The organism is Pseudarthrobacter sp. MEB009, from assembly GCF_030208875.1.
Classification (GTDB): Bacteria; Actinomycetota; Actinomycetes; order Actinomycetales; family Micrococcaceae; genus Arthrobacter.
This window is the reverse complement of the sequence record NZ_JARVTC010000005.1, coordinates 90037-115145: the sequence shown is the minus strand read 5'-3', so window position 1 is coordinate 115145 and position 25109 is coordinate 90037. Positions and strand designations below refer to the sequence as shown.

Sequence of the window (25109 nt, the reverse complement as noted above, 5' to 3'; positions counted from 1 at the left end):
CTGTTTATGCGCCCCATCCGGATTGCTGGCCGCCCACGCGGTCCTCGTTGATCTTTTTCTGGTATCCGCTGGCCTTGAAGGCGGCCATCGGGTCCGCGGGCAGGCCGCGGGATTCACGCCATTCGGCCAGGATGGGCCGGACGTCGGTGTAGAAGGCGTCGTTGAACACGCCGTTGGCGGCCAGGACGTCGCCGGCGCGCTGGGCTTCGGTCAGCGCCGCGGTGTCGATCAGCAGGGCGCGGGCCGTCATTTCCTGGACGTTGAGCACCGAGCGGATCTGGCCCGGAATCTTCTCTTCCAGGTTGTGGCACTGGTCCAGCATGAGGGCCACGGCGGAATCCTTGCCGAAGCCGCCGCCCCGGATGACCTCGTGCATGATGCGGAAGAGCTGGAACGGATCCGCTGCTCCCACAATCAGGTCATCGTCCGCGTAGAAGCGCGAGTTGAAGTCGAAGGAACCGAGCTTGCCCAGGCGCAGGAGCTGCATCACGATGAATTCGATGTTGGTGCCGGGGGCGTGGTGGCCGGTGTCCAGGCAGACAAATGCCTTCTCGCCCAGGGCCAGGGTCTGCGCGTAGGAGGTTCCCCAGTCGGGCACGTCGGTGTGGTAGGTGGCAGGTTCGAAGAATTTGTACTCGAGCACCAGGCGGTGGTCCTCGCCCAGGGCTGCGTAGATTTCCTGCAGGGACTCGGCCAGCCGGTCCTGGCGGCCGCGCATGTCGTCCTGGCCCGGATAGTTGGTGCCGTCAGCCAGCCAGACCTTCAGGTCCTTGGACCCGGTGGCGTGCATGACGTCGATGCAGTCCAGGTGGTGGTCCACGGCGCGGCGTCGCACGGCCTCGTTGGAGGAGGTCAGCGAGCCGAACTTGTATTCGTCGTCCTGGAACGTGTTGGAGTTGATGGTGCCCAGGCCAACACCGAGGCCCGCGGCGTATTCCTTGAGGGCCTCGTAGTCGTCCACCTTGTCCCAGGGGATGTGCAGGGCCACGGTGGGCGCCAGGCCCGTCAGTTCGTGGACCTTGGCCGCGTCCGCGAGCTTCTCGTGCACCGTCCGCGGCGTGCCGGGGGTGCCGAACACCTTGAACCGGGTGCCTGAATTTCCATAGGCCCACGACGGGACCTCGATGGCAAGCTCCTCGAGCCTGCCCAGCGCCATTGCTACGTCATTCATGATGGATCTTTCCGGTGTCTGGTGTTGCGTGTGGTTTTGGTGACGGCCCGCTGCCGGCGCCGATTGGTGCGGCGCGGGCGGGCTGGTTGTGGTGGGCGGCCGCCGGGTGGGGCTGCCGGCCCGGTTGGGGCGGATCAGCCCGGGGCAGTGCCCGCCGCTGCGAGCTGGCCGTCAAGGTTGAAGACTTCCTCCAGTACCTGGAAGCCTTCATCGGGCGCCTGGCCGGAGTCCTCAAACAGGGTGGCCATTTCCGCCTGCCAGCGGGCATTGACCTCCGTCAGGCCCATCCGGGCCCGGACGGCATCGAAGTCGTCGCACTCGACGTAGCCCACTAGTAGCCCGTCCCCGCCAAGGAACAGCGAGTAGTTGTGCCAGCCGGAATCCTTGAGGGCCTGCAGCATCTCCGGCCACACGGCGGCGTGGCGGCGACGGTACTCGTCGATCAGTGCCGGCTGGACGGAGGAGCGGAAGCACACCCTCATCTGGAACCCTCCTGAATTTCGCAAACTTTGAATCGTTTCATTGTTACGATTCAAAGTACTCTTGAACCTGAGTGGGTGTCAAGCATTCCGTCCGGTTGTCCAAGCAGCGGTTCGGAACACCCGGCACCTTCGCCTACCAGCACGGAGAATCATGAACCGCACCGCCAGTATCAAGGACGTCGCCAACCAGGCCAGCGTGGCGGTGGGTACCGTCTCCAACGTTCTCAATTACCCGGACCGGGTGTCCCAACGGACCAAGGACCGCGTCCTGCGGGCCATCGACGAGCTGGGGTTTGTCCGCAATGACGCGGCCCGCCAGCTGCGTGCCGGACACAGCAGGACCATCGGGCTGATTGTCCTCGACGTGGGGAACCCGTTCTTCACGTCCGTGGTGCGCGCGGCAGAGGACGCCGCCGCGCTGCAGGGCAGCGCCGTACTGCTTGGCGACAGCGGCCACGACGCCGGCCGGGAGGCGAACTACATCGACCTGTTCCAGGAACAGCGCGTCCAGGGCCTGCTGATTTCGCCGGTGGGGGACGTGAGCGAGCGCCTGGACCTGCTCCGCGAGCGCGGTGTACCCACGGTCCTGGTGGACCGGCAGGCGGACGAGTCCAAGTTCAGCTCCGTCGCCGTGGATGACGACGCCGGCGGGTACCTTGCTGCGCGGCACCTGCTGGACACGGGCCGCCGTCGGCTGGCCTTTGTGGGCGGACCCACCAGCATCCGGCAGGTGGCGGACCGGCTCCAGGGTGCCCGGCGGGCGGTGGACGAGGAGTCCGGTGCCACGCTGGAGGTGCTGGGTTCCGAGGGCCAGACAGTGCTGGCCGGGCGGAGCGTGGGCAACATGCTGGTGGAGCGCGGCCTGGACGGTTTGCCGGAGGGAATCTTCTGCGCGAACGATCTCCTGGCCCTGGGTGTGATGCAGTCCCTCACCATGACCCATACCGTCAGGATCCCCGATGACGTGGCCCTGATCGGCTATGACGACATCGATTTTGCCGTCTCCGCCGTGGTGCCATTGTCCTCCGTCCGGCAGCCCACCGAAGCGTTGGGGCGCACCGCCATTGAACTCCTTGTCGAGGAGGTCGACTCGCAGAACGCCACCCACCGCGCCGTGGTGTTCACCCCGGAACTGGTGGTCCGCCAAAGCACTGCCGGTCCTGCCTGAGGCACCGCTGGCCCGGCGGACGCCCCGGCGGACGCCACGATGCGGCACAAGGCGGCACGAGGCGGCACGGCCGCCGCGGGTTCAGGCCAGGGCTTCCACCACCAGGTTGCGGTAGGCCGCCCGGAGCGGTGCCATCTGGCGGAACCCGATGCGGCCGCCGGCCAGTGTGGTGGCAGCGGAATCGGTCCAGTCGAAGAGCGGCAGTCCGTTGGCGCTGAACGCCACCAGGGGACCATCCTTGACCACCTCCAGCCGGTAGAAGTCCGTGGCATCCTCCGCAGGCGGCAGCGGATCGGCGCCCTGCGCCACGAGTTCAAAGCCGGCGCTTTTGCGCAGGTTGCAGGTCCGGAAGGCCCGCTCGGACGCGTACTTGTGCCGGAAGTAGGACACATGCAGGGCGTCAATGTCCCCCGAGTGGTACTGCGGGTAGTAGCCGGTGCGCGGCGCGAGGTCCGGGGAGAACAGGTCCGTCCCGCCCTGCCCCACGGCAGCGAAGAAGAGCATGGCCAGGCCCGGTTCCGCCAGCGGCAGGAAGTCCCAGCTGATCCGGATCCGGTCCGGGAATTCCACCGGGCACCAGAAGGTCCAGTGCGCGTGATCACCGAATTCGGCGTCGTCCCTGGTTCCCCACAGTTCCAGGGCACCGTCCCGGGCACCCATTCCCAAGGGCCCTTCGGCCACCCAGCCGGCAGCATCCGCGGGCCCGGCCAGGGCGTTCCGGTAGAGGACGGTTGGTGCGGCGCCCACCTAGGCGCGTCCCGCCGTCGTGCTTAATGCCGGAACAGCTCCGGCGCCGCCGGGGCCGTACCCGGCCAAGGTGAGCTGCCGGGCCACCTCGCGCGCCACCCGGGCGGCGCCTTCCTGCGAGAAGTGTGTGTTGTCCGCCAGCCCTTCCGGCCAGTGGGCGTGCTCCCCGGGTCCGAAGTGGCAGAACAGCGCCCGCGAGCCTGACTCCCCCAGCTGCCGGTACAGCGCCCGCGTCCAGGCATTGAGGTCCAGCACCGGCAGCCCCAGCTCCAGCCCGATCTCGCGGACCACCTCCGGATAATCCTCCAGGCTCTCCGCCGGCACCGCGCCCGACGACGGCCCGGCAACAAAGTGCCGCCGCTCCACGGAGGTGCAGAGGACCGGGAGCCCGCCCAGGTTCCGGACGTCCTGGACCATGGTGCGGAGGTTGGCGGCGTACCCCGTGCGGGCAGCCAGGTGCTGCTGCTTCTGGTCGTTGTGGCCGAACTGGATCAGGACGAGGTCGCCCTCCCCCGTTTCCGCGAGGAGCCGGTCCCAGAGGCCTTCCGCCCGGAAGGATTCGGTGCTGGCCCCGCCCTTGGCGAAGTTGTGCACCGCCGCCCAGGTGTAGGTGAGCGGGGCCAGGTGGGCACCCCAGCCGGACATCGGGAACTCATAGGCGGGACAGGCGGCCACCGTGGAGTCTCCGGCGAGCAGGATCTTCATTGCATTCCTTTCCAAACAACGTGTTGCCCTATCACTTATGGTCCCCAAAACCCGGTTTTGGGGACCATAAGTGATAGGGCAAGTGGGGGTTAGCCCTTGACCGAGCCGATGAGCATTCCCTTGGCGAAGTGCTTCTGCAGGAACGGGTAGAAAATCAGGATGGGCAGCGTGGCCACCACAATCACGGCGAACTTGATGCCCTGCTCCGGCGGGATGTAGTTGGGATCCACGTTCCCCGTGCCCAGCAGGTCCGAGGCCGCGGTGACCTGGCGGAGGTACATCTGCAGGGTCCACTTGGAGTTATCGGACAGGTACAGCAGCGGGGACATAAAGTCGTTCCAGATGCCCACGGCGTAGAACAGCGCAAATGTGGCCAGGACCGGTTTAGACAGCGGCAGCAGGATCCGCCAGAGGATCCCCACCTCCGTGGCGCCGTCCATCTTGGCCGATTCCTCGAGCTCCGCAGGAAGCTCCTGGAAGAAGTTCTTGATGATGATCAGGCTGAACGGGTTGATGGCCGCCGGCAGGATCAGCGCCCAGTAGCTGTTGAGCAGGCCCAGGTCCTTGACCAGCAGGAACGTGGGGATCATACCGCCGGAAAACACCATGGCGAACACCACCAGGGACAGGATGACCTGCCGGCCGCGGAGGTTCTTTTTGGCCAGCGGGTACGCCATGGTCACCGTGAAGGCCAGCTGCACCAGGGTGCCGACGGCGGTCACCAGCACGGTGGTGACAAGGGCCCGGATGAACGCCGGGGTGGAGAAGATGTATTCGTAGGCGCCCAGGGTGAACTGCTCGGGCCAGATGAAGAACGGCCGGCTGGTGATCTCCGCTTCCGTGGCGAAGGAACCGGCGAAGACGTAGATGAACGGCAGCAGCGTCACGATGCCGATCAGGGACAGGAAAACGTAGTTGGCGACGTCGAAAATCCGGCCGCCAGTGGTGTTGTGGATCTTCATTAGAACAGTCCGCTCTGGTTGAACCGCTTGGCCAGGGCGTTGGTGCCGAAGATCAGCACAATGCCCACCAGGGATTTGAACAGGCCAACGGCCGTTGAGTAGCTGTAGGCGCCCTGGGTGATGCCCACAAAGTAGACGTAGGTATCAAACACATCGGCCACTTCACGGTTCAAGGCGTTGGTCATCAGGTAGATCTGTTCAAACCCGGTGTTGAGGGTCTGTCCGATGGCCAGGATCAGCATCACAATGATGGTGGAACGGATCCCGGGAAGGGTGATGTGCCAAACCCGCCGGAACCGTCCGGCGCCGTCGATGATGGCGGCCTCGTACTGGTCCTGGTCCACGGTGGCCAGGGCGGCGAGGAAGATGATGGTGCCCCAGCCCGTGTTTTTCCAGATGTCCTGCAGCACAATCAGCGGCCGGAACCAGGCGGGGTCGGACAGGAAGTCGATGTCGGTTCCCATGAGGTTGTTCAGCAGCTGGAACAGCGGCCCGATATCCAGGGCGAAGAGCAGGAAGCTCAACGACGCGACGATGGTCCAGGACAGGAAGTGCGGAATGTACACCAGGGTCTGCACTGTGCGCTTGAGGATGCTGAGCCGGACCTCGTTCAGCAGCAAGGCCAGGACGATGGTCAGCGGGAAAGCTATGCCCAGGTTCAGGAACGCCAGGATCAGGGTGTTGCCCAGCAGCCGGGGGAAGTCCGGGTTGGCGAAGAAGTCCTGGAAATGCGAGAACCCCACCCACGGGCTGCCGTTGACGCCCAGGAACGGGACGTACTCCTTGAACGCGATGCTGACCCCGTACATGGGGCCGTAGCGGAACACTGCGAAGTACAGCACCCCGGGAAGGAGGAGCAGGTACAGCCATTTGTAGTGCGCAAAATGGACGGAGAACTTGCCCCGCGGAACCTTGGCAGGTTTCCCGGGGCGCGTGCCTTTGCCCTTGCCAAGGCCCGGGCCGTCGCCGGCGCCGATGTTCGAGGCCAGCGCGTCTGTCAGCTGTGACATGCAGGGCCTCCTTTCTGGAAGTGGTGGAGTCAGGCCGGGCCGGGACCGCACGTCAGTGCCGGCCCCGGCCCCCGGAGGAACTGGCTGTTACTTGTTGTCCTGCCAGAGCTTGTTGATCTCGTCCTTGACCTTGTCGCCGCCGCTGGTGTTCCAGAGCTTGATGGCGTCCTTCAGCCCCTGCTCATCGGTCTGGCCTGCGAGGTACTTGATCCGCGCGTCGGAGACGATGTTGTCCAACTGGGCGCCCTTGGCCACGTAGGTGGCGGATACAAACGGTGCTGCCGGGTTGTAGACGGCGCTCTTGAGGTCCTCGGCCATGACTTCGGTACGCTTGTCGAAGACCTGCTGCTCGTAGTCGGTGGGCTGCTTGACCGGGTAGAAGGTGTTGCCGGCCACGTTCATGCCCAGCTGCGCGAAGCTCTTGATATCCGTGCTGACCGCCTTGCCTTCCTCCGTTTCAGGCTTGATGGTGGCAGCCTTGCCGTCTTCCAGGGCGAAGTTGACGCCCTCAATGCCGTTGTTGAGCAGGACTGCGACGTCCTTGCCGTTCATGGTGTTGAGGAATTCCAGGACCTTGGTCAGTTCCGCTTCGGTCCGGACGCTGGTCTTGGGGATGGCCAGGAAGCCCGAGTACCCGTCCGAGGGGTGGGCGTGGAGCTCGCCGTCGGGACCCTCAAGGTTCCCCACGAAGCCCACCTTGTTTTCAAAGTTGTTGGGGTCGGCCTGCTTGAAGAGGGTCACCAGCACGCTGACCCGGGAGTCGACGTCGACAATGATGCCGCCCTTGCCGTTGAAGAAGGGTTCGTTCCATTTGGTGCCATCAAAGGTGGCGAAATCCGGGTTGATGAGCTTTTCATCCACCATCTTTTTGACGAACCTGTTGGCTTCAAGGAATTCGTCGGTTTCGAAGCTGGGGATCAGCTTGCCGTCCTTCTCGGTCCAGCGGTTCCCGGCGCCGTACCATTCCTCGATGATGTCGTACGGACTGTTGGTGCCCAGGGCGCCCCACTTGGGGATGGTGATGCCCCAGGTGTCGTTCTGGCCGTTGCCGTCCGGGTCCTGTTCGGTGAAGGCCTTGGCCACCTTGTACAGGTCCTCGGTGGTTTTAGGCGGCTGCAGGCCCAGCTTGTCCAGCCAGTCCTGGCGGAACATCACGGCGGCGCGCATCGGGGCGCGGCCGCGGTAGACGCCGTAGACCTTGCCGTTGATGCTGGCGTTCTGCTGGATGTCCGGGAACGTGGTCTTCAGGTTGGGGTAGGCAGCCAGCTTGTCGGTGAGGTCCCAGAAGGCGCCGGCCTCGGCGTTTTTGACGAAACCGGGCGTTTTGCCTTGGATGACCATGACCTGCGGGATCTCGGAGGACGCCAGGGTGATGTTGGTTTTGTCCTCGTAGGAGGCGTTGGGCGTCCAGGTGATGTTGATGTCCTTGCCGGTCAGCTCCTCAAGCTTCTTCTGCACGGCACCATCCGCGCCGGGCGGCTGCGCTTCGAGGAACGGGGCCATGATGGACACGCTGGTGAGGTCTGCGGCGGGCGTTTCGCCGCCGCTGCAGGCGGTGAGGGAGACGGCAGCAACGGTGACGACGGCGGCAGCCAGGGTCAGTTTCCTACGGATCATGATTGTTCCTTTTCCACTTCTTCGGGGTTCTTGTGCGGGTCAGTTCAGTAAGGCGTGCTGGGTTGATACGTTTCAGTTTTGCGGTGGCCGGTTTGTGCGGCGACCGGTGTGGGCCGGCCGGTTTCGCGGCAAAGGCCGGCCAGGGCAGGGCGGGATGGGACGGATGAGGGCAAGGGCAAGGGCTGGGCACGATGGCCAAGCGGGCCGGCTGCTGGCAGCACCGGACCACCGGCCCGCGTGCGCCGGGATCTTAGGTGGGAGTAGTCCCCTGCAGGACCCGGCCCGGCGTGGCGCCGGGCACCAGGGTGGCCGCAGCCGCCGGTTCAGGTGCCGGGGTGGCGGTTGCTCCCCCGGCGTCGGCCACCGATTCATCGTTGGCCGTAAAGAACCGGTCGCAGAGCCAACCGGTGATGTACAGCCAGGCGCCGATGCTGAAGAACGGAATCAGGCCAGGCAGGCTGCTGCTGGCAAAAAAAACTGCCGCAGAAACGAAAAGCAGGATCACGGTGCCGGCCAGGTGCCGGACCGCAAAACGTGATGACATTAGCAGGTACTGCGCCAGTGGCAGCTGGTACCGCGCATACATGGGGAACACATGGCAGGCGATGCCGGCAAAAACGAGGGCCAGCACAAAGATCAGGGCTGCCATAACCTCGGCAAGAACCCCGGCTGCTCCGGCGAACCAGTTCCAGTTCAGGAACAGCGCCAGTGACACTCCCATCAGCGGCAGCGCCAGGGCGTTGGCCCGGACGAAGTTGCGGAAGTAGCCGGCCACAAAGCCACGCAGCAGGGGTGCGGCCTCACCCCTGGACCGCTTGCGCACCAGGATCTGCGCCGAGGCCGTGGCCGGGCCTGTGCCCAGGATGCCGAGACCCAGCAGGGCGAAGACGATCCACAGCAGGTTCAGGCAGGCGATCCACAGCAGGGTGTCAAAGAACGAGTAGGCCCGGGCGCTGAAGGTTCCAGACAGCATGGCTCAACTCCCTTCTCCATCGTTGCAGAATTGTGGGCTTGCGTGGTCCACGTCACGTAAGTAATCGGTTTCTCGAAAATGTAGACCCTTGCCGGCAGTAACGTCAAGCCTCGGTTTGAATCGTTACAGAGCTGGACGGTCCGGCCGGGCATGGCGCACACTTGAACGTGGAAAGCGCTTGCTGGCATCGTGGCCGGCACCATCACCTTGCCCCGGAACGGGGGCGGAACTGGAGAACCATGGGCACGCCCGCCGGAACACTGTCCCCGAAAGCCGACCCGGAAGGCGGACCCTTGGCCGCTCCTGCCGCGCGGGTCGCGTTGGTGGGGGTGCACGGGTTCGGCACGCACCACCTCCGCAACCTGGAGCGGCTGGCAGCGGCGGGTGAGGTTGACCTGGTGGCGGTGGCTGATCCGCAGCCACCCGCCGAAGGTTCCGTCCCGCCGTCGGCGGCTGTATTTCCGGGCCTGGCGGAGCTGCTGGCCGGCACGCAGGACCTGGACCTGATCATCGTGGCCACCCCCATCCAGACCCACGCGCCGCTGGGCCTTGCCGCGCTCACCACATCCGCCGATCTGTACCTGGAGAAGCCGCCCGTGGCGTCCCTGGCGGACTTCAACCGGCTGGCCGACGCCGCGGCAGCCAGTGGCCGGAGCGTCCAGATCGGCTTCCAAAGCCTCGGCTCCCATGCACTCGGGGCCATCGGGGAACTGCTGGCCGCCGGCACCATCGGCACCCTGCAGGGCATCTCAGCCACTGGCCGCTGGGTTCGGGACAAGGCCTACTACAAGCGCTCCCGCTGGGCCGGCAAGCGCAGCATCGACGGGGTGGATGTGGTGGACGGCGTCGCCACCAACCCCCTGGCCCATGCGGTGGCCACGGCCCTCCGGATCGCCGGCGCCCGCACCACTGCCGATGTCGTGTCGGTGGAAACGGAGCTGTACCGGGCCAACAGCATCGAATCGGATGATACGTCCGTCATCCGCATCCGCACCGCGGCCGGGCTGCCCATCACGTGCGCCCTGACCCTGTGCGCGGCGGAGTCGGTGGAGCCTTATGTGACGCTGCACGGTTCCGCCGGGACCGCGGTCTTCCACTACACCGAGGACCGGCTGACCGTCCGGACGGCCGCCGGCACCACGGAGGAAACCTTCGGCCGCGATGACCTGACCGGCAACCTCCTGGCCCACCGCCGCAACGGCGAGCGGCTGATCAGCCCCTTGCTGGACAGCGGCGCCTTTATGCTGGTGCTCGAGGCCATCCGGACCGCCCCGCTGCCCGCGCCGATCGATGGCGCATACGTCCAATGGATCGGTGACGCCGACGCGGCCCACGCCGTGGTGACGGGCATCGAGGAAGCCCTGGAGCAGGCAACCAGCCGGCATGCCACCTTCAGGGAACTGGGGCTGCCTTGGGCAAGCACCGCTCCCACCGCTTTTACCCTGCCCGCCTGATGCCTGCGACGGAGGGACCGCTGGCAGGGTTGGATGAAGACCCGGCCGACGGCGGTGCAGGCCACCTTCTCGCCGTTGGCCTGCTCACCGATGGGCTGACAGGGTGCCTGACGGCGTCGCTGCGCCCGGCATTCAGCTGGCAGTTCGATCAACCAGCCGGGGCGGATCCCGCGCTGGCCCGGCAAACCGGCTACCGGATTGTTGTGCAGGATGGGCAGGGAGCGGTGCTGTGGCGCTCGGGCACCGTCCCGGCAGCCGGCCACCGGGGTGTTCCGTACGGCGGGCCGGACCTCGACGGCGATACGGACTACGCGTGGCAGGTCCAGGTGCTGGACGCAGCGGGCATCCCTGGTGATTGGAGCGGCCCGACTGCGTTCACCACGGGGCCCGCCGCGGACGGCTGGGACGCCGAATGGCTCCGGCGCGCGCCCGGCGGCCGCGTTCCGGCAGCCATCCTGGCCGGCGCATTGCGTGTGGCCGGCACGCCGTTCCTTCCGGTTCCGGTCCCGCCGGTCCGCAGCTTCCGCCTGGTGGCCCGGCTCCGGCCGGCCATGGGCTGGGCCGGGATCATCCTGCGCAGCTCCGGCCCGGGCACCGGCCTGCTGCTGGAACTGAATTCGGCGGGCACCCTGGTCCTCCGGCATGCCCCGGACTGGGAGATCCCGGCCCCCGGTACCCCGGATACCCAGGTCCTGGCCACGGCTCAGGCCGCGCCCCGGGGCAAGGTCCATCAGGCCCGGCTGCCCGGCAAGGACCTGTACGCCGGGTCCTGGCACAACCTCGTGGTCTCGGACGACGGAACCACCGTCACCGCGGCCCTGGACGGCGAGGAACTGCTGGCTGTGCAGACGTCAGAAGGAGCCCCGGCAGCACCCGCTGCGAACGGCGTGGCACCCCACCCGGGGCCGGACTCCCCCGCGTTCAGGCCGTACGGCCGGCTGGCCCTGCATCAGGGCCCGCGCAGCCAGGCGGAGTACGCCTCGCTGCGCATCACCGGATCCGCAGCGGCAGCGCCGGCCGGAAAGACCGCCCCACAGGATGCCCTGCTGCTGGACCACCGGTTCGACGGCACCGAAAACCACGCCGCCGCGTGCCTGGCCCACTGGCCGCACACCACGGCACACCGGCAGCCGGACGAGTGGACGATCTTCCGTAAGGATCTCCCGCTGACCGGCACCGTCCGGCGGGCCCGGCTGTTTATGGCCGCCAACCATCACGCGCAGCTCGCCCTGGCCGGCGTGCCCGCGCTGTCCAGCACCTCGTTCGGCTACCCCGGCGAGGGCTACTATGATGCGGCAGACGTCACGGCCCTGCTCGCCGCCCAGCCCACGGGCATCCCGGTTCCGCTCACTGCCGTGCTGCACTGGTACGGCCCGGGCCAGGGCCGGGCGGCGGGCCTGCCCGGCCTGCTGGTCCGGCTCAGCGTGGACTACAACGACGGCCGGCGCGAGGTCTTCGGCTCCGGGCCGGACTGGCACGCGGGCGAAGCGCCCTACCGGCAGGCTGGTTACCGCAACGATGAGGGCGACCCCGTGGAGCACCTGGACGGCCTGGCAGCAGCGGCGCCGCCCGCCATCACGGACCTTCCACACGCCATCAGCCTGGGCAGGCACCCGGTGGCGGACTTTCCCCTGCTGCACCCCCGGCGGACGTCGATGGCCGAGGACTTCGTGGCACCGCAGGCTTTCCTGCGGGCCGAGGACGGCACGCTGGTGGCTGATTTCGGCCAGGTCCTGCCCGGCCGGCCGGAAGTCGTTTTCCGCGCCGGCGTCCCGGGCCGGACGGTCCTGATCCGGGCCGGCTACACCCTGCGGCCGGACGGCCGCGTGGATGCCGGCAAAACAGCCAGCCAAAACACGGACATGTCCTTCCCCTACACCCAGGCGGCGGGGCCGCAACGCTTCCGGGCCGCCGTGCACCTGGGCTTCCGGTACCTCGAGCTTCCCGGCGTGGATGCCAGCGACGTGACCCGGATGGGTGCCGTTGTGGTGCATGCCCGGCACCCGGAAATGGGCAGCTTCGGCAGCTCGGATGCCACGCTGGATGCCGTGTTCGGCTTGCTGCGCGACTCGGCGCTGTACGGCGTGCAGGAGCAGTTCGTGGACACCCCCACCCGCGAAAAGGGCCAGTTCCTGGCCGATGCGGTCAATATCTCCTACGCCACCATGGTCCTGTTCGGCGAACATGCCTACACCGCCCAGGCGCTTCGGGAGTTCGGCTGGTCCGCGGCCCGGTACTGGCAGGACCCGGCCGAGCGCGGCCGCTACAACGCCGTCTATCCCAACGGCGACGGGAAGCGGGACATCCCGGATTTCTCCCTGATGCTGCCGGAATGGACGGCCGAATACCATCACCGGACCGGTGACACTGCCTTGGTCGGGGATCTGCTGCCGCACCTGCGCGACACCGCGGACTACGCAATGCGCCACCTCGCCACGGAAGGGCCGACGGCGGGACTGGTCACCGAACTGGGCGGCGGCTCCGGGCCTTACCTGCACGGCATCGTTGACTGGCCGGAGCCCGGCCGGTTCGGGTACGACATGGCCTGCGCCGCCAAGACCACCGTCAACGCCCAGGCCTATTCGGCGCTGCTGGCCACGGCCGGACTCTGCGCCGCCGCCGGCCAGGAGGAAGCAGGCATCCGGTATGCAGCGGCTGCACGCACCCTTGGGCACTCCATCCGTACCCGGCTGCGGGTGGACGGCGTGATGGTGGATGGGCTGCACGCCGACGGCACACCCAGCTCCCACGCCTCCCAGCATGCAACGTCCTTCCCGCTCTCGCTGGGCATCACGGACCCGGCGCATACAGCCGCCGATGCCCGCCGGGCAGCTGGGATGGGGATGCAACAGGGCCCGCTCACGGTGCACCGGCTGCTGCGGGCGTTGCTGGCGGCGGGCCTGACGGATGCGGTCCTTGACCTCCTGACAACCAAGGACCAGCCAGGGTGGGCTGCGTTGCTGGAGCGCGGCGCCTCGTTCACCTGGGAAGCCTGGGACCTGGTTGAGGGCACCGACTACAGCCAGTCGCACGCCTGGTCGGCCTCCGTGGTCAAGGAAATCCTGGAGCACCTGCTGGGCGTCCGCTTCACGGTGCCCGGCGGCAGCGAGGTCCTGGTGGAGCCGCCGCTGTGCCGGTTGGCGCACGCCCACGGTTCAGTCCCGGTGGCCAGCGGAAACGTCGCCGTGGCCTGGCGACGGGCCGGCGGGCTGATGCACCTGGAACTTACGGTTCCGGCCGGCGTCACCGCTGCCGTCCGCCTGCCGGCCGGCACCTACAAGGTCGAAGGCCCGGGGGCGGCGGCCGCCGTCGTGCGCTCCGGCCCGGAAGACGAAGGCAATGCCGGATCCACCCGGGACTTCCGGGTCCACCCGGGCGCTTGGGTGTTCACGCCCACAACAGGATAAGCATCCGCTCCCAACAGACCCTTGCGCGAGATGGCACTTCGCGGCAATGTTCGGCACCGCGACTGCCGCCAAGTGCCATCTCGCGGGGTGGGTAGGTGGGCGGCCGCCTAGAGGAGCGCGCTCTGCGCTTCCGAAAGGGCCCGCTTCGCGGCCTCCGCCGGTGACAACCGGCTGAAGTGGACTTCCAGGGAGTAGCGGGTCAGGGCCTCGACGGCGGCGCTGCCACCGGCCGGCGGCACGGGGACCGCACCGCCCAGCTCACTGGAGATCTCGTCGATGAATTTGGCCGTCTTGGCATCGGCCGGGGTCAGCTTGTCGGCCACGGCTGCCCTGATGTCGGAGTTGGCCGGAATGCCCCGGTCTGCAAGCCCGATGTCACCGGCGGCAGCGTTGTTGGTGACGAAGTCGATGAACTTCTGCGCCTCGGCCGGGTGCTTTGTCCTGGAGCTGGCGGACCAGAACATGGACGACTTGTAAAACTGCTGGGCTTCCGCGGCCTTGCCGGCAACGCTTGGCGGCCGGAGGATGGCCAGGTCCTGCCCGGATGCCTTGCTGAGCGCACCCAGCTGGTTGGACCAGTACATGTTCATCACGAACCGTCCGGTGGCCAGGCCCTGCTGGTCAATTGAGGCGCTGGCATCCTCGGTAATGATGGAAGCGGGCGGAACAGCTTTCGAATCGCGCATCCTGGCCTGGTACTCGTACCACTCCGTCAGGGCTGCCTCGTCAAAGCCGAGTTTGCCGTCGCTGGTGAACAGGGACTTGCCGTGCTGCCGGAACCACAGGTTGGCAGCGGCGTCGCTGTTGACCTGCCCGGTTCCGTATACGCCGTCAGCGCTGGCCTTGGTGATGTCCGCAGCCGTGGAATCGAGGTCGTCCCAGGTCCAGGTCTTGTCATCCGGCAGTGCGACACCGCTGGCGGCAACCAGGGCCGGGTTGGCCAGCACCACCATGGCGTTCACGCCGCTGGTCACGGCATACTGCTTGCCGTCCACCTTGCCGGAATCCGCCACGGGCTGGTCGAATTTGGACAGATCCACGTCCTTGAGCTCCAGCAGGGCACCGCGCCCGGAGTACTCGCCCAGATAGGCGGCGTCCATCTGGATGACGTCCGGCGCATCCTGGGAGGCCACCTGCGTGGCCAGCTTGTCCCAGTAACCACTCCAGTCGCCATACTCCCCCTTCACCTTAATGTTGGGGTTTTCAGCCTCGAAGGCAGCAATCAGCTTCTCGGTGAGCTTATGGCGGGTGTCCGAACCCCACCAGCTGAACCGCAGCGTGACCGGCCCATCCTGGTCCGCCGGCGCACCCCCACAACCCGAGACGGCCAGGACCACCGCCGTGAGCAGGGCCGCTGTTGCGGGAAGGGCGGGCTTTTTGGCGCGAAACATCATTGTTCATCCTCTGTTCTGGCAGTGGAGCGTCCATAGAAACCGCTTTCCGAACCAGACTAAGTGTGATGTGAATTACGCGTCAAGACCTCACAGAATCTTACTTTTTCAATCACCGGCGGTGCTGCGGACCCGCACGCGACGGCCGTGGAGCCACAGGAGCAGGCCAATCACGACGGCGGACACCACACAAAGTGCGCCCGTCACCACCAGCCCGGTCCGGACGCCGAACTGTTCCGTCAGCCAGCCGGCCAGCAGTCCACCCAGGGCGTGCCCGCCCATCAGCAACGGCAGATACAGGGCCATGACCCGCCCGCGGACAGCCGGCCCGGCCTCGAGTTGGACGGCGGTGGCTGCGCTGGTCAGGAACAGCAGGGTCATCAGCCCCACCACCACCAGCATCACCATAAACGTCTCCACGGTGGGCATCAATGCCGCAGCAGCCTGGGCGATGCCAAAGCCTGCGGCGGCGGCCACGATGCCCTTCCGGCCCATCCGTCCCAGCCTCGCGGCGAGCAGCGCGCCGGCAAGGGCGCCCACGGCGCTGACGGTGTTGAACAGGCCAAAGCCTGCCACCCCGTTGTGCCAGACGCGTTCCGCGAAGGCAGCCAGCACCACCGGACCGTTCATTCCAAACGCACCCAGCAGGCCGGCCAGCAGGATGGTGAGCAGCAGCCTGGGCCGGTCCCGCACGTAGCTGAAACCGGCCAGGAGCTGGCCTCGGCCCCGCACCGCAGGAGTGCCGGGGTGCAGCTCAGCGCTGCGCATGGCCGCAATCAGGCCCAGCACCAGCAACCCGATCAGGGCGTTGGCGGCAAAGGCCGCTGCGGATCCGGCCTGGGCAATCAGGATTCCGCTCAGTGCCGGCCCGGCCATGGCGCCCAGCTGGCCCAGGGCGTTGTTGAGCCCGATCGCCGGCCGCAGCGCCGCGTCCCCCACCACCTCGTTGACAAAAACCTGGCGGGCAGGCTGGTCAACCGCCGCGGTGATGCCCAGCGCCACGCAGCTGGCGTACACCGCCCAAACTGTGATGGAGCCGGAGGCGACCCACGCCGCCAGGCCCAGCGCCAGGAGGATGATGACCGACTGGCACACCATCATGATCCTGCGCTTCGGGAACAGGTCCACCACCAGTCCGGCCAGCGGACCCACAATCAGCATGGGCAGGAACTGCAGCGCCACGGCCACGCCCACCGCCGCGGGACTGCCGGTCAGCTGCAGCACCAGCCAGTCCTGGGCCAGCCGCTGCATCCAGACTCCCACGCTGCCTGCCAGCTGCATGCCCAGGTAAAGCCGGTAGTTGTGCCGCAGCAGCGGGTGGTACCAGCGCAGCTGGCCCGCGGCGGGCAGCGGGCCGGAACGGGTCCGGGGGTTGGCGGAGCTGGAGCATTCGGCGGGGTGCTGCTCGGGGGACACGTCGCTCAACTCGGTAGTGATGGGCATTAAAACAGGGCGGGCCGCCGGAATGGGCCCCGCGGGTGCTTCAGGCGCGGGCTGAACGGATTTTCACGGCAGCGGAAGCGAGGACCAGCATGCCGGGGACCACCACAAACAGGGCCACCAGCATCCAGACAAACACCACGGAACCGAAGATCGCCACGGCCAGCAGGACCGAGCCGGTCCAGTCCCGGAGGGAGATCGACTGCGCAGCGGCCAGCGCGGACTGCCAGGTTCCCCTGGCATCGGCCCGGTCCCCGGCGAAGTCGGACCAGGCGGACGCGGTGCGCAGCAGCAAAATGGTGGCGCAGGTGGCCAGGACCAGGGTGGCGGGAAGCACCACTTCCCGGCCCGGCAGCTGGCCCACCCAGGCGAGGAGAAGGTTGAGGATAATCACGACGGCGGCGGCCGCCGTCGTGATTCCCAGTTTCCAGCTGCCGGGCAGCGCCGCCCGGAACGTTCCCCAAAGGCTCCGGACGGAATCGTCGCGGCCCGAGAGGTGGCGTTCCAGGTGGGCGATGCCGGCGGCATAGGCTGCGGGGATGGTGACCAGCGGAATGGACAGCACCAGCACCAGCACCCCCGCCAGCAGGGTTTCGGAAAACAGCGCGAAGCGGTTCACCGGGAGGGGCTCCGGCCGGCCCGGTACGGGTGTGGTGCTGTCCATGATGCTCATTTCCTGCTCCGTCAGCCTTTGAGGCCCTGGGTGGAGACGCCTTCAACAATGTACCGCTGGAAGATCAGGAAGAAGATCAGCACCGGCAGCAGCGCCAGGACGGACATGGCGATCATGGCGCCGTAGTCGGAGGACTGGGTCTGGTCCACAAAGAGCCGCAGCGCCAGCGGAAGCGGGTACTTGTCCGGGGTGTTCAGGTACAGCAGGGGGCCCAGGAAGTCGTTCCAGCTCCAGATGAAGGAGAAGATCGACGTCGAAATCAGCGCCGGTTTCATCAGTGGAAGCATGATCGAGGTGAAGATCCGCACGTGGCCGGCGCCGTCGATCCGGGCAGCCTCGTCCAGTTCTGCCGGGAGGTTGCGCATGAACTGGACCATCAGGAACACAAAGAACGCATCAGCGGCGAGGAACTTGCCGATCAGCAGTGGAACGTAGGTGTCCACCAGGCCCAGCTGGTTGAAGATGATGTACTGCGGAATGATCACCACGTGGAAGGGCAGGAGCAGGGTGGCGATCATCATGCCGAAGAACACGCTGCGGCCGGGGAACTTGATCCGGGCAAAGGCGTAAGCCGAAACGCTGGCTGAGAGGACGGTGCCGACGACGGCGCCGACGGCCAGGATCAGGGAGTTGGTGAAGAATTGCAGGGTGGTGACCCCGCCGATCCCGTCCATCGCCGTGACGAAGTTGTCCATGCTGAAGTTGCTGGACCACAGCGAGGTGTTGGTGCCGCCGATCTCGGAATTCGGCTTGAAGGAGGACGCCACCATCCACAGCGCCGGGTACAGGACCACCGCTGTGAGTGCCAGGGCCACGATGTGGAAGAGGGTGCTTTTGACCCGCTTGGCGCCCATGGACTCGGATTTGGGGTTGTACTGGGGCATTTGGGCGTCGGGTGTGGACTGGGTGGGGGTTGCCATGGTTGTCATTTTGCGTCCCCGCTGTAGTGGACCCAGGACTTGGACGTGCGGAAGATGATCAGGGTAATGATGCCCACAACGATCAGGAGCAGCCAGGCCATCGCCGAGGCGTAACCCATCCGGAAGTCGGAGAAGCCGCGCAGGTACAGGTAGAGGGTGTAGAAGAGGGTGGAACCGGCGGGGCCGCCTTCACCGTTGGAAATGATGTACGCCGAGCTGAAGATCTGGAACGCGTGGATGGTTTCCATCAGCAGGTTGAAGAAGACCACCGGGGAGAGCATGGGCCAGGTGATGTTGAAGAACTTACGCACCGGGCCGGCACCGTCCATGGACGCGGCTTCGTAGAGGTCCGCGGGGATCTGCTTGAGCCCGGCGAGGAAGATCACCATCGGGGCGCCGAACTGCCACACGGTCAGCAGGATGAACATCGGCATGGTCATGGTGGGGTTGCCCACCCAGCCGCCCAGGTTGATGCCGAAGAAGGACAGGCCCTGGTCCACAGGGCCGGAGTCCCCGAACATTGCCTTCCAGACAATGGCGATGGACACGGACGCGCCGATCAGGGACGGGGCGTAGAACGCGGAGCGGTAGAAGCCCTGGCCCATGCGGGCGCTGTTGAGCAGCATCGCCACGGCCAGGGCGGCGGCGAGCTTGAGCGGGGTACCGAAAACCACGTAGCCCACGGTCACGCCCACGGACTGCATAAACCGTTCGTCCTGGAACATGGTGGCGTAGTTGTCCAGCCCGATCCACTTGGGCGGGTCGAACAGGTTGTAGTTGGTGAAGGAGAGGTACAGCGAGGAAACCATCGGTCCAAGGGTCAGGACAATGAATCCCAGCAGCCAGGGCAAGAGGAACGTATAGCCGGCGCGTGCGTCCACCCCTCGCTGCCGCGACTTGCGCGGCAGCGAGGAAGCGGACGTCGCTGAACGCCTGCTCAGGGTTGGGCTTTGAGTCACGAGTTCAGTCCGTCAGTCATGAAGCCTGGGTCAGGCATTCTGCTTGATGAGGTCTTCGGCTTCCTTGAACCAGGCATCGGCGGCACCGTTGATGTCGAGCTTGCCGTAGTTCAGGTCCGAGGCAACCCGCTTGAAAGAGGTTTCAAGCGTGCCGAAGCCCACGATCGGGGGCTCGGGAGCGTCCTTGAGGTACTGCGCGATGGAGGTTTCGTAATCCACCACCACCTTGTCGGTTCCTTCGAAGGTGGTGCCGTCCCGCTGGGTCTTGGACGCCGGAACGCCGCGGGAGGTCTTGAAGATCTGGCCCACCTCGGGGTCATTGACCATAAAGTCGATAAAGCGGGCTGCCGCGTCCTTGTATTTGGTCTTGGCGCTGGCAACCATCAGCATGGAGGGCTTCAGGAACAGGCCCAGGTTGTCCTTATCGTCCGACGGAACCGGCACAAGCTTGAGTTCCTTGGCGCCGCTGTCACCGAGGTAGCCCGCCATGAAGTTGTCCCACGTGACCTCCGTGGCCGTGACGTTGGATCCGAACGGTGACTTGGGTGCCAGCTGGGTAACCCGCTCTTCGGAAATGATGGCGGGGGTGCCGCGCAGGTCGGCGGTGAGGTTCCACCACTTCTTCAGGTCGTCCTTGCTGAAGCCGAGCTTGCCCTCCGAAGTGAAGGCTTCGATGTTGTTCTGGCGCAGCCAGACGTTGAACATCCACCAGACACCGGTGTAGTCGGTGCTGCCGAAGAGGGCCCCGTTGCTCTTGCTGCCCACGGACACAAGGAATTCGTTGAATTCCTTGTAGGTCCAGCTGCCATCCGGTTCGGCGATGCCCAGTGAAGCCAGCTTGGCGGGGTCGTAGTAAACGGCGAAGGCGTTGGTGCTGGTGGGGATGCCGAAGGTCTTGCCCTTGATCTGGCCCGACGGCAGCAGGGACTTCTCGAAGGCGTCCGTGTTGATCTTCACGGTGCTGAGGTCCAGGAGCTGGTTGCGCTGGCCGTAGTCCCGCAGGTAGGACAGGTCCCACTGCATTACGTCCGGCAGGCCGCCGCCGGCAGCTTCGGTGGCACGCTTCTGCCAGTAGCCGGCGAAATCGGTGAAGTTGCCGTTAACCTTGATGTCCGCGTTTTTGGACTCAAACAAGGCAATGGCCTTGCGGGTGCGCTCGGCGCGGTCATCGTTGCCCCACCAGGTGTAGTTGATGGTGACGGGTTTTTCCGCTGAACCGGTTTCGCCGGAGCTGCTGGATCCTGTTCCACACGCAGCCAGTGCCGCGGCAGATGCGGTGCCGACGGCGACGGTGGTGATGAAGTGCCTTCTGTTGATCACGGGAGCCTCCTTGCTCGATGTGTGTAATACCTTCGGTCTCACCACAACACGGGCAGTGAGCTGGCTTACACGGCTTCTGAAACGATACAATATCCCTATTCCGGAATTTGGGCAAGCGTTTTCCAATGATCAGATGTCCTACCAAATTCCGGCCCTTCAGCAGACAAAGGAGTCCCATGACAGCGCAGGAACCCATCGGCCCGGCAAGCGTGTGGAACAACGTGGACGGTATCGGCTTCGGCGGCGACTACAACCCTGAGCAGTGGCCCACCAGCGTGCGCCTGGAAGACCTTGAGCTGATGCAGGAAGCCGGCGTGAACTTCCTCAGCGTGGGCATCTTTTCGTGGGCGCTGCTGGAACCCAGCGAAGGCACCTACGACTTCGGCTGGCTGGATGAGGTGCTGGACAACCTGGCGGGCATCGGCGTGAAGGTGGCCCTGGCCACCGCCACGGCGGCGCCGCCGGCCTGGCTGGTCCGCAAACATCCGGAAATCCTCCCGGTGACGGCTGACGGTACCGTGCTGGGACCGGGCTCACGGCGGCACTACACCCCGTCGTCGGCCGCGTATCGCCGCTACGCCACCGGGATCACCCGCAAACTGGCCGAACGCTACAAGGACCACCCCGCCCTGGCGCTCTGGCATGTGGACAACGAACTGGGCTGCCACGTCTCTGAGTTCTACGGCCCGGAAGACGCAGCGGCGTTCCGCGTGTGGCTGGAACGGCGCTACGGCGATATCGGCGCGTTGAACGCCGCCTGGGGTACCGCGTTCTGGAGCCAGAACTACGGCGCCTTCGACGAGATCCTGCCGCCGTCCGCCGCGCCCAGCACCCTGAACCCCGGCCAGCAGCTCGACTTCCAGCGCTTCAACTCGTGGGCGCTGATGGACTATTACCGCGACCTCGTGGCGGTCCTGCGGGAGATCACGCCCGCGGTCCCCTGCACCACCAACCTCATGGCGTCCAGCGCCACCAAATCCATGGACTACTTCGACTGGGCCAAGGACCTGGACGTCATCGCCAACGACCACTACCTGGTGGCGGCCGACCCCGAACGGCACATCGAACTGGCGTTCAGCGCGGACCTCACCCGGGGAATTGCGGGCGGCGACCCGTGGATCCTGATGGAACATTCGACGTCGGCCGTTAACTGGCAGCCGCGCAACCAGCCCAAGATGCCCGGTGAAATGCTCCGCAACTCGCTGGCGCACGTGGCCCGGGGCGCGGACGCCGTGATGTTCTTCCAGTGGCGGCAGAGCTTTGCCGGCTCCGAGAAGTTCCATTCGGCCATGGTCCCGCACGCCGGCCGGGACACACGGGTATGGCGCGAGGTGGTGGAACTCGGCGGCGCGCTGCAGCGGCTGGCGCCCGTGCGTGGTTCCCGGGTGGAATCGCGGGCGGCCATTGTCTTTGATTACGAGGCCTGGTGGGCCAGCGAAATAGATTCCAAGCCCAGCCAAGACGTGAAGTACCTGGATGTGCTGCGCGCCTTCCACCGGTCCCTGTTCCTGCGGGGCGTCTCCGTTGACATCGTCCACCCGTCGGCTTCCCTGGCCGGCTACGACCTGGTGCTCGTCTGCACGCTCTACGCCGTCAGCGACGAAGCCGCGGCCTCGGTTGCTGCTGCTGCGGCCGCCGGCGCCACCGTGCTGGTCAGCTACTTCAGCGGCATTGTGGACGGCTCGGACCACGTCCGGCTGGGCGGCTACCCCGGCGCCTTCCGGGACCTGCTGGGCATCCGCGTGGAGGAATTCCACCCGCTGCTGGCCGGGTCCGCGCTGAAGCTGGACGACGGCACCGTTGCCGCCGTCTGGAGCGAACACGTCCACCTCACCGGCGCGGAGGCCATCCGGTCCTTCACGGAATACCCGCTCGAAGGGGTTCCCGCCCTGACCCGGCACGCAGTTGGCGACGGCGCTGCGTGGTACCTCGCCACGTTCCCCGGCCCGGAGGGCATCGAGTCCGTGGTGGACAGGCTGCTTGCCGAATCCGGGGTTGGCCCGGTGGCCGCCGCCGACCCCGGCGTGGAGTTGACCCGGCGCCGCGCGGCGGACGGCAGCAGCTACCTTTTCGCCATCAACCACACCCGGGAGGCAGCCAGCGTCCGGGCTGCCGGCACGGATGTGCTGACCGGCGAGGCTTTCGCCGGTTCCGTGGGGGCCGGGCTGGTGGCGGTCATCGCGGAGGACTGAGCCGGGGGCCGGTCAGGGCTGCGTTTTGGACGCCGCCCTGGCCGCGGCTTCCACTCGGGCATGGTGCTCCGCCCAGCCGTCCGCACCACGGTCGGTGAGGTTGGGATCGCCCGGCCGGAAGCCGGCCTGGCCGTCAATCAGTTCACGGAGGATGTCGGCGTGGCCGGTGTGTTGGGCGGTCTCCACGCATAGGTGGACCAGGATCCGGTGCAATGTCACGGCCCTGCGCTCGACTGGCCACCACGGGACGGCGCCCGCGGCGTCCAGGGGCAGCGCCTCGATGGTGGCGTCCGCGTGCCCGGCGGAAAAGTGATGCAGCTCAACGATGTCGTCCCGGCTCTCCGCGGCGGTGGCCCACATGTCCGAGTCCGGGGCCGCGTCATCGTCCAGGCTGGGAAGGTGGCGTCCGCTCGGCCGGCCAAACACTTCGCCGAAGTAGCCCAGCTGGACACTGGCCACGTGCTTCACCAGTCCCAGCAGGTTGGTACCGGTGGGGGTCAGTGGCCTGCGGATGTCGTACTCGTCCAGGCCGTCCAGCTTGCCCAGCAGATCCTGCCGCCGGATCCGCAGGTAGCTGTGGAGGGTCTCCTTGTGGTCCATGTCCTGCACGCTACCGGCAACAGGGTCCGATTGGCAGCTTCTGCGCGGTGTGGAAATTCCGCCGTGCCTTGCGCCGGCAGAAACGGCTCGCCGCGCCGGCACCGTGACTGCCCGGCGCCCGGGCAGGCCCTTAAATGTCGTACCCCCTTGAGAGAATTTTCTTATGGACGCTTCCAAGGTTCAGCACACAGGGCACGGCGCAAACGCCGCGCTTCCGTGCGGCGCTGGTCCGACTTTAGGGAGCTCCTCCTGCAGCACGGATGAGGCCGGCGTCGCAAAAGCGCTCACTGCGCTGCAGGCGGTCGCCGCGGCTGGGCCGGGCCAGCTGGCACTTGCCACCTTCGCCGAGGCAGCCGAATACGCAAGCCAGATTGAGGAGATATCCCGGACTCTGGAGTACGTGCAGATCCTCGCCGCCTCCGCCGTGGACCGCACCCGCGCGCAGGCCATCGCAGACGCCAGCCGCACCGGGACGGGCCGGACCTGGATCACCGGCTGGGACAACACCACCGGCAGCTCCGCTGACGTTGCTGGGAGCGACCCGTCCTGGCCCCATGGCAGTCCCGACCCTGCCGGCCTGGGCGACGCAGCATTTACTGCCGCCACAGCCCAGGCCTCCCCCGATAGGGCCATGGGTTCACCGGCTGATGACGGGTGTAAAAACACCGCCGAGTTCCTCCGCGTCCGGCTCCGGATTCCCGTCGCCGAAGCACATCGTCGTATAAGTCTTGCCGCCGCGGTACTGCCCCAGTCGGGGCTCACCGGCTACACCCAAGCACCGGCACGCCCGCAGCTCGCTGCCGCACTTACCACCGGGTCCGTCGCCTCCCGCCCTGCGACCATCATTACCCTGGCCCTGGACCACGTCAGCCACCATGTCACCGAAGACGTGACCACCCGGATGGAGCACGCCCTCACGCAGGCAGCCGCCAACAACGACGCCGACTTCCTGGCCCGCATCGCCCGGCACTGGACCGAAGCGATCGACGCCGACGGCACCGAACCCAGTGAACACGAGCTGCGCCAGCGGCAAGGAGTCTTCATCCGGCCCGCCCGCCGTGGACTGAACCGCCTGGATATTTTCGCCACACCCGCCCAATACGAATGTCTCCTCACCGCCATGAGTACGGCCACCAACCCCAGGACCACCAACGCAAACGACTCCGATGGGGCATACGACGCTGGGAACGCGGGTATCGGCAGTGAACCCGGACATACCGGTTCGGCCACAGCCACTGTGGACCCGGATCTCAACCTGGACCGGCGGACCCGCGCCCAGCAACTCCTCGACGGCCTGGTCGGGGCCTGTAAAACAGCCCTCACCTCCGGCAACCTCCCCAGCGCCGGAGGACTCCGCCCCCAGGTCCTGGTCACCATCGATTACCGTGACCTCCTGAACCGTCTGGAACAAACCACCGCCAAAGGACCCCGTTACGGCTACGGCACGTCCACAACCGGCGGCCGCCCGGTCCCGGACCCCGGTAGCATCCCGGGCGCCGGATCGTTTGCGTTCACTGGACCCGTCACCCCTGCGACCGTCCGCGAAATCGCCTGCGACGCCGACATCATCCCCATCCTCCTCGGCAGCGCAGGACGCATCCTCGACATCGGCCGGACCACCCGGATTTTCCCACCCCACATCCGCAAAGCCATCACCGCCCGCGACCACGGCTGCGCCTTCCCCAACTGCACCATCCCCGCCCCCTGGTGCGAAGCCCACCACATTTCCTACTGGTCACACGGTGGACCCACCAACACCGATAACGGCACCCTTCTCTGCACCAGCCACCACCACCTCATCCACAAGGAGCAATGGCAGGTACACGTCACAAACGGCGTCCCCTGGTTCATTCCGCCACCGCACATTGACCCGCGCCAAAAGCCACAGCGAAACCACCACCAGACATAAACCCGCATC

At 66.5% G+C, this 25109-nt stretch carries 20 protein-coding genes; 5 read left to right on the top strand and 15 right to left on the bottom strand.

What is annotated here, in order from left to right:
- Nucleotides 1-4: 4 nt before the first annotated feature.
- Nucleotides 5-1171 carry an L-rhamnose isomerase gene (gene rhaI / locus QRN07_RS04240; protein ID WP_285240401.1) on the bottom strand — a complete coding sequence of 389 codons (1167 nt, stop codon included), beginning with the start codon at nucleotides 1169-1171 and terminating at the stop codon, nucleotides 5-7.
- A 134-nt stretch (nucleotides 1172-1305) separates the two neighbouring features.
- Nucleotides 1306-1653, bottom strand: coding sequence for an L-rhamnose mutarotase (locus QRN07_RS04235; RefSeq protein WP_050686747.1), 348 nt, complete (start codon nucleotides 1651-1653; stop codon nucleotides 1306-1308).
- Nucleotides 1654-1804: 151 nt separating this feature from the next.
- Between QRN07_RS04235 and QRN07_RS04230 the strand changes: the two genes are divergently transcribed.
- On the top strand, nucleotides 1805-2821 hold the full coding sequence (locus tag QRN07_RS04230; protein WP_285240400.1) for a LacI family DNA-binding transcriptional regulator: 1017 nt from the start codon (nucleotides 1805-1807) through the stop codon (nucleotides 2819-2821).
- 81 nt (nucleotides 2822-2902) lie between these two features.
- On the opposite strand, the gene QRN07_RS04225 is transcribed toward QRN07_RS04230, so the two are convergent.
- The 6 genes from QRN07_RS04225 to QRN07_RS04200 form a co-directional block, all read right to left on the bottom strand.
- Nucleotides 2903-3568, bottom strand: a complete 666-nt coding sequence (locus QRN07_RS04225) for a DUF1961 family protein (protein WP_056596502.1) — start codon at nucleotides 3566-3568, stop codon at nucleotides 2903-2905.
- Nucleotides 3569-4273 (bottom strand): rhamnogalacturonan acetylesterase, encoded by a 705-nt coding sequence (locus tag QRN07_RS04220; RefSeq protein WP_056596500.1) that lies wholly within the window; start codon nucleotides 4271-4273, stop codon nucleotides 3569-3571.
- Nucleotides 4274-4362: 89 nt separating this feature from the next.
- Nucleotides 4363-5235 carry a carbohydrate ABC transporter permease gene (locus QRN07_RS04215; RefSeq protein WP_050686754.1) on the bottom strand — a complete coding sequence of 291 codons (873 nt, stop codon included), beginning with the start codon at nucleotides 5233-5235 and terminating at the stop codon, nucleotides 4363-4365.
- Nucleotides 5235-6245: an ABC transporter permease gene (locus QRN07_RS04210; protein WP_231686099.1), complete on the bottom strand. Its 1011-nt coding sequence runs from the start codon at nucleotides 6243-6245 to the stop codon at nucleotides 5235-5237. Before QRN07_RS04210 ends, QRN07_RS04215 begins: the two co-directional genes overlap by 1 nt.
- Before the next feature lie 87 nt (nucleotides 6246-6332).
- Nucleotides 6333-7862 carry an extracellular solute-binding protein gene (locus QRN07_RS04205; protein ID WP_056596495.1) on the bottom strand — a complete coding sequence of 510 codons (1530 nt, stop codon included), beginning with the start codon at nucleotides 7860-7862 and terminating at the stop codon, nucleotides 6333-6335.
- Between the two features lie 250 nt (nucleotides 7863-8112).
- Nucleotides 8113-8835: a YesL family protein gene (locus QRN07_RS04200; RefSeq protein ID WP_285240399.1), complete on the bottom strand. Its 723-nt coding sequence runs from the start codon at nucleotides 8833-8835 to the stop codon at nucleotides 8113-8115.
- A 239-nt stretch (nucleotides 8836-9074) separates the two neighbouring features.
- On the opposite strand from QRN07_RS04200, the gene QRN07_RS04195 reads away from it, so the two are divergent.
- On the top strand, nucleotides 9075-10289 hold the full coding sequence (locus tag QRN07_RS04195) for a Gfo/Idh/MocA family protein (RefSeq protein WP_285240398.1): 1215 nt from the start codon (nucleotides 9075-9077) through the stop codon (nucleotides 10287-10289).
- The gene (locus tag QRN07_RS04190) at nucleotides 10289-13696 is read left to right on the top strand and encodes a family 78 glycoside hydrolase catalytic domain (protein ID WP_285240397.1); all 3408 of its coding nucleotides are present in this window, start codon (nucleotides 10289-10291) and stop codon (nucleotides 13694-13696) included. Before QRN07_RS04195 ends, QRN07_RS04190 begins: the two co-directional genes overlap by 1 nt.
- A 107-nt stretch (nucleotides 13697-13803) precedes the next feature.
- On the opposite strand, the gene QRN07_RS04185 is transcribed toward QRN07_RS04190, so the two are convergent.
- The 6 genes from QRN07_RS04185 to QRN07_RS04160 all read right to left on the bottom strand — a co-directional run bounded on the left by QRN07_RS04185 (nucleotide 13804) and on the right by QRN07_RS04160 (nucleotide 20399).
- Nucleotides 13804-15090, bottom strand: coding sequence for an ABC transporter substrate-binding protein (locus QRN07_RS04185; protein ID WP_285240396.1), 1287 nt, complete (start codon nucleotides 15088-15090; stop codon nucleotides 13804-13806).
- 105 nt (nucleotides 15091-15195) lie between these two features.
- Nucleotides 15196-16368 carry an MFS transporter gene (locus tag QRN07_RS04180; protein WP_502934777.1) on the bottom strand — a complete coding sequence of 391 codons (1173 nt, stop codon included), beginning with the start codon at nucleotides 16366-16368 and terminating at the stop codon, nucleotides 15196-15198.
- A gap of 202 nt (nucleotides 16369-16570) precedes the next feature.
- Entirely contained in the window at nucleotides 16571-17200 is a 630-nt protein-coding gene (locus QRN07_RS04175; protein ID WP_050686761.1) for a hypothetical protein, read from the bottom strand.
- An 11-nt stretch (nucleotides 17201-17211) separates the two neighbouring features.
- A complete protein-coding gene (locus QRN07_RS04170) occupies nucleotides 17212-18129 on the bottom strand; it encodes a carbohydrate ABC transporter permease (protein ID WP_285240394.1) in 918 nt (305 codons plus the stop codon).
- Complete coding sequence (locus tag QRN07_RS04165) at nucleotides 18126-19079, bottom strand: carbohydrate ABC transporter permease (protein WP_050686766.1); 954 nt, start codon at nucleotides 19077-19079, stop codon at nucleotides 18126-18128. The genes QRN07_RS04170 and QRN07_RS04165 overlap by 4 nt, the downstream gene beginning before the upstream one ends.
- A 30-nt stretch (nucleotides 19080-19109) precedes the next feature.
- Nucleotides 19110-20399: an ABC transporter substrate-binding protein gene (locus QRN07_RS04160; RefSeq protein ID WP_285240393.1), complete on the bottom strand. Its 1290-nt coding sequence runs from the start codon at nucleotides 20397-20399 to the stop codon at nucleotides 19110-19112.
- Between the two features lie 176 nt (nucleotides 20400-20575).
- On the opposite strand from QRN07_RS04160, the gene QRN07_RS04155 reads away from it, so the two are divergent.
- On the top strand, nucleotides 20576-22591 hold the full coding sequence (locus QRN07_RS04155) for a beta-galactosidase (protein ID WP_050686770.1): 2016 nt from the start codon (nucleotides 20576-20578) through the stop codon (nucleotides 22589-22591).
- A gap of 12 nt (nucleotides 22592-22603) precedes the next feature.
- Here QRN07_RS04155 and QRN07_RS04150 read toward each other — a convergent pair whose 3' ends face one another.
- Complete coding sequence (locus QRN07_RS04150) at nucleotides 22604-23191, bottom strand: DinB family protein (protein ID WP_056597397.1); 588 nt, start codon at nucleotides 23189-23191, stop codon at nucleotides 22604-22606.
- 163 nt (nucleotides 23192-23354) lie between these two features.
- On the opposite strand from QRN07_RS04150, the gene QRN07_RS04145 reads away from it, so the two are divergent.
- A complete protein-coding gene (locus QRN07_RS04145; RefSeq protein WP_285240392.1) occupies nucleotides 23355-25100 on the top strand; it encodes an HNH endonuclease signature motif containing protein in 1746 nt (581 codons plus the stop codon).
- Nucleotides 25101-25109 lie beyond the last annotated feature (9 nt).

Coding starts and splice junctions, on each gene's coding strand:
- QRN07_RS04180 (WP_502934777.1), bottom strand. CDS start 16,368: ATGCAGCTGGCAGGCAGCGTGGGAGTCTGGATGCAGCGGCTGGCCCAG.
- QRN07_RS04215 (WP_050686754.1), bottom strand. CDS start 5,235: ATGAAGATCCACAACACCACTGGCGGCCGGATTTTCGACGTCGCCAAC.
- QRN07_RS04155 (WP_050686770.1), top strand. CDS start 20,576: ATGACAGCGCAGGAACCCATCGGCCCGGCAAGCGTGTGGAACAACGTG.
- QRN07_RS04175 (WP_050686761.1), bottom strand. CDS start 17,200: ATGAGCATCATGGACAGCACCACACCCGTACCGGGCCGGCCGGAGCCC.
- QRN07_RS04200 (WP_285240399.1), bottom strand. CDS start 8,835: ATGCTGTCTGGAACCTTCAGCGCCCGGGCCTACTCGTTCTTTGACACC.
- QRN07_RS04185 (WP_285240396.1), bottom strand. CDS start 15,090: ATGATGTTTCGCGCCAAAAAGCCCGCCCTTCCCGCAACAGCGGCCCTG.
- QRN07_RS04230 (WP_285240400.1), top strand. CDS start 1,805: ATGAACCGCACCGCCAGTATCAAGGACGTCGCCAACCAGGCCAGCGTG.
- QRN07_RS04220 (WP_056596500.1), bottom strand. CDS start 4,273: ATGAAGATCCTGCTCGCCGGAGACTCCACGGTGGCCGCCTGTCCCGCC.
- QRN07_RS04235 (WP_050686747.1), bottom strand. CDS start 1,653: ATGAGGGTGTGCTTCCGCTCCTCCGTCCAGCCGGCACTGATCGACGAG.
- QRN07_RS04190 (WP_285240397.1), top strand. CDS start 10,289: ATGCCTGCGACGGAGGGACCGCTGGCAGGGTTGGATGAAGACCCGGCC.
- QRN07_RS04170 (WP_285240394.1), bottom strand. CDS start 18,129: ATGACAACCATGGCAACCCCCACCCAGTCCACACCCGACGCCCAAATG.
- QRN07_RS04195 (WP_285240398.1), top strand. CDS start 9,075: ATGGGCACGCCCGCCGGAACACTGTCCCCGAAAGCCGACCCGGAAGGC.
- QRN07_RS04210 (WP_231686099.1), bottom strand. CDS start 6,245: ATGTCACAGCTGACAGACGCGCTGGCCTCGAACATCGGCGCCGGCGAC.
- QRN07_RS04205 (WP_056596495.1), bottom strand. CDS start 7,862: ATGATCCGTAGGAAACTGACCCTGGCTGCCGCCGTCGTCACCGTTGCT.
- QRN07_RS04145 (WP_285240392.1), top strand. CDS start 23,355: ATGGACGCTTCCAAGGTTCAGCACACAGGGCACGGCGCAAACGCCGCG.
- rhaI (WP_285240401.1), bottom strand. CDS start 1,171: ATGAATGACGTAGCAATGGCGCTGGGCAGGCTCGAGGAGCTTGCCATC.
- QRN07_RS04150 (WP_056597397.1), bottom strand. CDS start 23,191: ATGGACCACAAGGAGACCCTCCACAGCTACCTGCGGATCCGGCGGCAG.